Annotated in this window: 6 protein-coding genes and 1 pseudogene; 3 read left to right on the top strand and 4 right to left on the bottom strand. The window is 68.9% G+C overall.

Annotated elements, in window-relative coordinates; genetic code table 11:
* A pseudogene (locus tag L810_RS49545) lies at positions 1–160 on the bottom strand (MFS transporter); the annotation flags it as partial.
* Positions 161–313: 153 nt separating this feature from the next.
* Between L810_RS49545 and L810_RS42875 the strand changes: the two are divergent.
* Together L810_RS42875 and L810_RS42880 are read left to right on the top strand one after the other, a co-directional pair.
* Complete coding sequence (locus L810_RS42875; protein WP_179945701.1) at positions 314–784, top strand: winged helix-turn-helix transcriptional regulator; 471 nt, start codon at positions 314–316, stop codon at positions 782–784.
* Positions 785–852: 68 nt separating this feature from the next.
* Complete coding sequence (locus L810_RS42880) at positions 853–1,788, top strand: hypothetical protein (RefSeq protein ID WP_042978408.1); 936 nt, start codon at positions 853–855, stop codon at positions 1,786–1,788.
* Between the two features lie 10 nt (positions 1,789–1,798).
* Here the strand turns inward: L810_RS42880 and L810_RS42885 are convergent, their stop codons facing one another.
* The 3 genes from L810_RS42885 to L810_RS42895 form a co-directional block, all read right to left on the bottom strand.
* Entirely contained in the window at positions 1,799–3,247 is a 1,449-nt protein-coding gene (locus L810_RS42885; RefSeq protein ID WP_042978409.1) for an MFS transporter, read from the bottom strand.
* Positions 3,248–3,558: 311 nt separating this feature from the next.
* Complete coding sequence (locus L810_RS42890) at positions 3,559–4,332, bottom strand: helix-turn-helix transcriptional regulator (protein WP_021164330.1); 774 nt, start codon at positions 4,330–4,332, stop codon at positions 3,559–3,561.
* 35 nt (positions 4,333–4,367) lie between these two features.
* Complete coding sequence (locus L810_RS42895) at positions 4,368–4,709, bottom strand: FKBP-type peptidyl-prolyl cis-trans isomerase (protein WP_021164331.1); 342 nt, start codon at positions 4,707–4,709, stop codon at positions 4,368–4,370.
* A 580-nt stretch (positions 4,710–5,289) separates the two neighbouring features.
* Between L810_RS42895 and L810_RS42900 the strand changes: the two genes are divergently transcribed.
* A partial coding sequence (locus tag L810_RS42900; protein WP_042978410.1) for a metal-dependent hydrolase occupies positions 5,290–5,821 on the top strand: 532 nt, incomplete at its 3' end.

Genomic DNA, 5,821 nt, shown 5'->3' on the forward strand with positions numbered 1-5,821 from the left:
CGAGCAGCGGCTGCGCGTAGTAGACATTCGCGACACTGGCCGCGCAGCAGACGGCCAGCGTCGCGACGCGCGCCGTGGACAGGGTGCCGACTGCGGCCGGATGCGCGGCAGGCGCGGATGCGTTCGATGCAACGGTGCCGGAACGACAGGAAGACGCCATGGATTTTCTCGCGCAAAGTAGTTGCAAATTGAAACTGGTGTGAGTGTAGGAAAAGTAGTTTTAAAATGCAACCTGTTGTGCGGCGGGCGAGATGTCCGTGCACGGATGGCCGGTGTTGCCGAAAAGGCGGCCGGCAAGATTGCGGAGAGGCACATGGCCAGGCAGAAAAGTCTTGCGGATTCGCCGTGCCCGGTGGCACGGGCGACCGATATCGTCGGCGATCGCTGGGCATTGCTGATCGTGCGGGATGCGTTCGACGGAGTGCGCCGGTTCGGCGATTTCCGCGCGAGCCTCGGCGTCGCGAGCAACATCCTGTCCGACCGGCTCAGGATGCTCGTGGATGCGGGCGTGTTCGACGTCGTGCCGGCGTCGGACGGCAGCGCGTATCAGGAGTACGTGCTGACCAGGAAGGGCGAAGGGCTGTTCCCGGTGATCGTGATGCTGCGGCAGTGGGGCGAGGCGAACCTGTTCGCGCGAGGCGAGCCGCATTCGGTGCTGGTCGACCGCCACACGGGGCGCGCGATCCGCAAGCTCACGCTGCGCCACGACGACGGCCGGCCGGTGAAGGCGGGCGAGACGGTCGTGAGGAAGGTCGGCGACGAAACGGGCGCACGGCGGCGATGAGCGTCGTGCGCGACGGCTGCACGGTCGGATAGACTGTCGCGATCGTCGCCGACCGGAGCCGCATCGCCATGTCCCATCCGCTGGATTCCGCCGCTTATCGGCTGTTGCTCGACCTGCAGCGGCGCATTCACGATTTCTGCGAGCGCGAGGGCGCCGAGGACGGGCGCGACCATGCCGATCCCGCGGAGCCGCTGTGGCAGACCGATTTCAACCATGTCACGGTCGCGCCGATGCGGGCGGGGCTGCACGTCCGGTACTTCAGCGGCGCCTGGGAGGAACCGTTCGACTGGACGCTGCAGTGTCTGGCGTTGCGGGACGTCGCGGATCTCGTGACCGACCTCGCGTTCAGCGGCATCGACGAAGGGGCGAACGGCACGCGCGAATGGGATTTCGGGCCGCTGCTCGATTCGGATGCGCGCTTCCCGATGCTGCGTTCGCTGTATGTGCGGCCGACCGAGCCGGCCGATCACAACCAGTCGATGATCGTGCGCCGCGACCTGATCATGCAGGAGGGCGGCGAGATTGCCCGCTTTGCCGCGAAGGCGCCGTATCTCGCCGAGCTGACGGTGCCGAACGCGCCCGATGCGCGTTTCTTCGATGTGCCGCTTGCGCATCTCGAGCGGCTGCGCATCGGCGGCGGAGACGACACGCAGCAGTTCATCGATCATCTTGCGGATTGCGACAACCTGCCGTCGCTCGGCTGGCTCGATTTCTCCGAGTCGACTGCATTGCATTCGACGTGGAAACGCGAGCGCGATGCCGGCAGCGTGACGTCGTTCGACGCCTACGAGCGCCTGCTGAAGAGCCGCGCCGGCCAGCGGCTCCGCAGGCTGACGCTGAGAAACACCTGTCTCGACCGGGAGGCGCTCGAAGCGCTGCAGGCGCTGCATCCGCGGCTGTCGTTCATGGTGATCCAGGCCGGCAGCGGCGGTTACGTGAGTCACTTCAAGGACAACGTGTTTGCGTGGCGTCACCTGATCCAGCGGGACCCCGGCGACGCATGACCGCAGCCTTTCAATCGGCCGCCGGCACGGCCTGACGCACGGACGATGCGCCGCGATGCGCATCGGGCCGCACCAGCGTCGCGAGCAGCGCGGCGGCGACCAGCAGCGCGACCGACACGGCCGTTTCGATCCGCAACCCGTCCACGACCTGCGCCGCGCCGCCGCCGCCGGCGAGTGCGCCGAACGCGGCCACGCCCATCGCGCCGCCGGCCTGCCGCGCGGTATTCAGCACGGCCGACGCGATGCCGGCCCGTTCGGGCGCGACCGACGCGAGCACGGCGGTCGTCATCGCCGGCACCGCGAAACCCATGCCCGACGGAATCAGCAGGAACGGCACGAGCAGGACGGCCAGCGGCGTCGACGCGTCGATGAAGTGCAGCGATCCGTAGCCGAGCGCGGCGACGAGCGCGCCTGCCAGCATCGGCGCGCGCGGGCCGTGACGTGCCACGACGCGGCCGCTCGCGAGGTTCGACAGCAGGAAGCCGCCCGTCAGCGGCAGGAACGCGAGGCCGGCCTGCAACGCCGATTCGCCGCGTGCGCGCTGCAGGTACAGCGCGAGCACGAACACGGTGCCGTAGTACGTGAGGTTCACGCAGATCCCGAACAGCACGGCCGCGCTGAACGTGCGATGGCGGAACAGCGACAGCGGCAGCATCGGCGTGGCCGTCCGCGTTTCCACCGCGACGAATGCGAGTGCGGTGAGCGCCGCCAGCGCGAAACCGCCGGCGACGACCGGATGCGTGAAGCCGAGCGGACGCCATTCGATCACGGCGCCGGTCAACGCGGTCAGCATCGCGATCGCGATGAGCTGGCCGCGCAGGTCGAGTGCGCGGACGGAGCGGGATGGCGCGGCCGGCGTTGCCGCCGCACGGCGCGCAGGTATCCACGCGAAGGCGGCCGCCAGCCCGGCCGCACACAGCGGCAGGTTCACGAGGAAGATGCCGCGCCAGCCCCACGCCGCGATCAGCAGGCCACCGACGACCGGGCCGGCCGCGATCGAAATCGACCCGGCCGCCGTCCACCAGCCGACGGCCCGCGCGCGCAGGCGCGGGTCGTGCCGGCACGCGTCGTTGAGCAGGGCAAGCGAATTGGGCAGCATCGCCGCGGCGCCGACGCCTTGCAGCGCGCGCGCCGCGATCAGCATCGCGGGCGCGGTCGCGGCGCCGCATGCGAGCGACGCAAGCGCGAACAACACGAGGCCGGCGATGTACAGGCGGCGTGCGCCGAAGCGGTCGCCGAGCGCGCCGCCCGACAGCATCAGTACCGCGAACGCGAGCGTGTACGCATCGACGACCCATTGCAGGCCGGCGACGGGCAAGCGCAGGTCGCCGGCGAGATGCGCGAGCGCGATGTTGACGATCGTCACGTCGAGCTGCGTGACGACGAAACCGGTGCTGACGGTCGCGACGACGCGGGCGAGCGCGGGCGGGAAGGCGGAGGAGGGGAGGGTCGTGTCCATGCGCCAATCGTAGGGCGCGGGCGGCCGGCGATGTTTCAGCGGGACGTGAAGCGTCGAAGCGCCGGGGACGAAGCAGCAGGGCGGCGAGCGGGGACGAAGCGGGAACGAAGCGGGGACGAAGCGGGGACGAAGCAGGGACGAAGCAGGGACGAAGCAGGGACGAAGCAGGGACGAAGCAAGAACGAAGCAAGAACGAAGCAAGAACGAAGCAGGAGCGAAGAATGCTGCGCGGGCCAACGTGAGCGCCGCGTGCCCAACCGTGCCGCTACGACCCGTGTTGACGCGCGCTCAGCGCGGAACCTTGGCTGCGTTCAATGCCGCTCGCCGCGCCAGCGACCCGGCGCAACGCCGAAGCGCTTCGTGAACGCATGCGTAAACGTGCTTTGATCCGCGAAGCCGACCATCCCGGCGATATCGACGAGCGGATACCGGCCATCCGCGAGCAGGATCACGGCCGCGTCGAGCCTGAGCCGCTGCAGGTAGCGATGCGGCGTTTCGCCGAATGCATCGACGAACAGCTGATGAAAGCGGCGCATCCCGTAGCCGCAGTGCGCGGCGAGATCGGCGATGCGCAGCGGCTCGGCGAGCCGCGCGCGCAGCCAGCGGTCGATGCGCGCGAAATCGAGGCCCGATGCGGGCGCGGCGATGTCGCGTTCGTCGATCAGCGCGCCGCACAGCCGGGCGGCGGCCTGCCACTGGAAACGGTGCGCGGCCGCGTGCGGCGCGTCGGCGGCAGGCGCTTCGAATTGCGCGGTTGCCGCCGCGATCTGCGCGACCAGTGACGTCAGGGCCGGATCGATTGCCACGGCGCGCGCGCTGTCGAACAGCCGCTGCGGCACCGCGAGTGATGCGAGGGGAAGATTGAGCACGAGCTGGCGATTCTCGCCGAGGCCCGCGTAATCATGGCGCGCGCCGGCTGGAACCAGCCAGGCGCGGTGCCGGTCGAGACGCTGGCTGACGCCGTTCACCGCCATCACCATCGCGCCGTCGATGCCGAGCACGATCTGGTGAAAGTCGTGCACGTCCGACGCTTCGAGCGTGTCGTAGCGTTGCAGCGCGACGGTGGGGGACGGAAGGTGTGCCACGGGGCGGGGCGTCAGCCGGGGGCTCGTGTGCCGTGTCAGATGGCGAGCAGTTCGACTTCGAACACGAGCGTCGCATTCGGCGGAATCACGCCGCCTGCGCCGCGCGGGCCGTAACCGAGTTGCGGCGGGATCGTCAGGCGACGCACGCCGCCGACCTTCATGCCCTGCACGCCTTCGTCCCAGCCCTTGATGACCATGCCGCCGCCGAGCACGAACGCGAACGGGTCGTTGCGATCCTTGCTCGAATCGAATTTCTGACCGTCGGTCAGCCAGCCCGTGTAGTGGACGCTGACGGTCTGGCCGGCTTGCGCTGCGTCGCCGGTGCCTTCGGTCAGGTCTTCGTATTTGAGGCCCGATTCGGTCGTGATGACAGACATGACTTCTCCTGAAAAAGGATGGGTAAAACCGCTATTGTAGGCGAGCGCGCTGCGGGCCGCCGCTCATGGCTTTCGGCCGGTCTCGCGCGTATCGCGGACGGCGGCGGGCCGTCGCGGCCGCGATCGCGCGGAGCGCAAATGGAACGCGCGTTTGAATTTCCGGCCAGCCCAGCGACCGAGGTTGCACCGCGCGAGTGCGACGCGTGTATGAATCGGTGCTACCGGCGCGCTCGGCAACGTGCCGCTCAGGGTTGCCGGATTCCGTGAAATGCCCGCCACGCGGGGCTTCCGGGCCACCGCTGCGACGCGGTGCCGACTGCCGCGAACGGCTCGCGTGCGTTCACGTGCGTTCGAATCCCGCCGTGTCCGGACGCCGTTCGAACGCCGTTTTTTCCGCCTTTTCGACCGTGCCCTGTTTGGAAGCGCGCATCTACCGTGCGGCTTGCGCGCGCCGCCGCGGGCGGCCTATCTTTACAGCTGTCGATGTCAAGATTTTGCCGGTGCGCGATGTGCCGCCCGGCCCGCGCCGGCCGCGTCGGACGACGCGCCGGGCCGCTCCGGAACCAGGAGAACGATGAACATGAAGTCAGCCGCTTCCGCCACCGCAGCCGGGATCATGCCGGTGCGCCGCGACCTGCGCTTCGACCTGCCGGTCGAACGCGCGAAGGACTGGCATGGCCTCGGGTCGCACGTGACCCATTTCTTCAACGCGCTGTCGCTGCTGTTCCCGGCCGGCGAGCGCTTCTTCATGGATTCGGTGCGCAACTATCGCGACCGGATCGACGATCCCGTGCTGAAGCAGCAGGTGCTCGGCTTCATCGGCCAGGAGGCGATGCACACGCGCGAGCACATCGAGTACAACGAGCTGATGCAGGCGAACCACCTGCCCGCGCGCAAGCTCGACAAGCGTGTGTGGGCGGTGCTCGGCTACATGAAGCGCAAGCTGCCGCATTCGGTGCAGCTCGCGCACACGGTCGCGGCGGAGCACTACACGGCGATGCTTGCCGACTGGCTGCTGCGCGACCCGACGCGCCTGGAGGGTTCGGTCGAAGGCTACCGCCAGATGTGGATCTGGCACGCGCTCGAGGAAACCGAGCACAAGGCCGTGTCGT

It is taken from the genome of Burkholderia sp. AU4i (assembly GCF_000466765.1).
Taxonomy (GTDB): Bacteria; Pseudomonadota; Gammaproteobacteria; order Burkholderiales; family Burkholderiaceae; genus Burkholderia; species Burkholderia cepacia.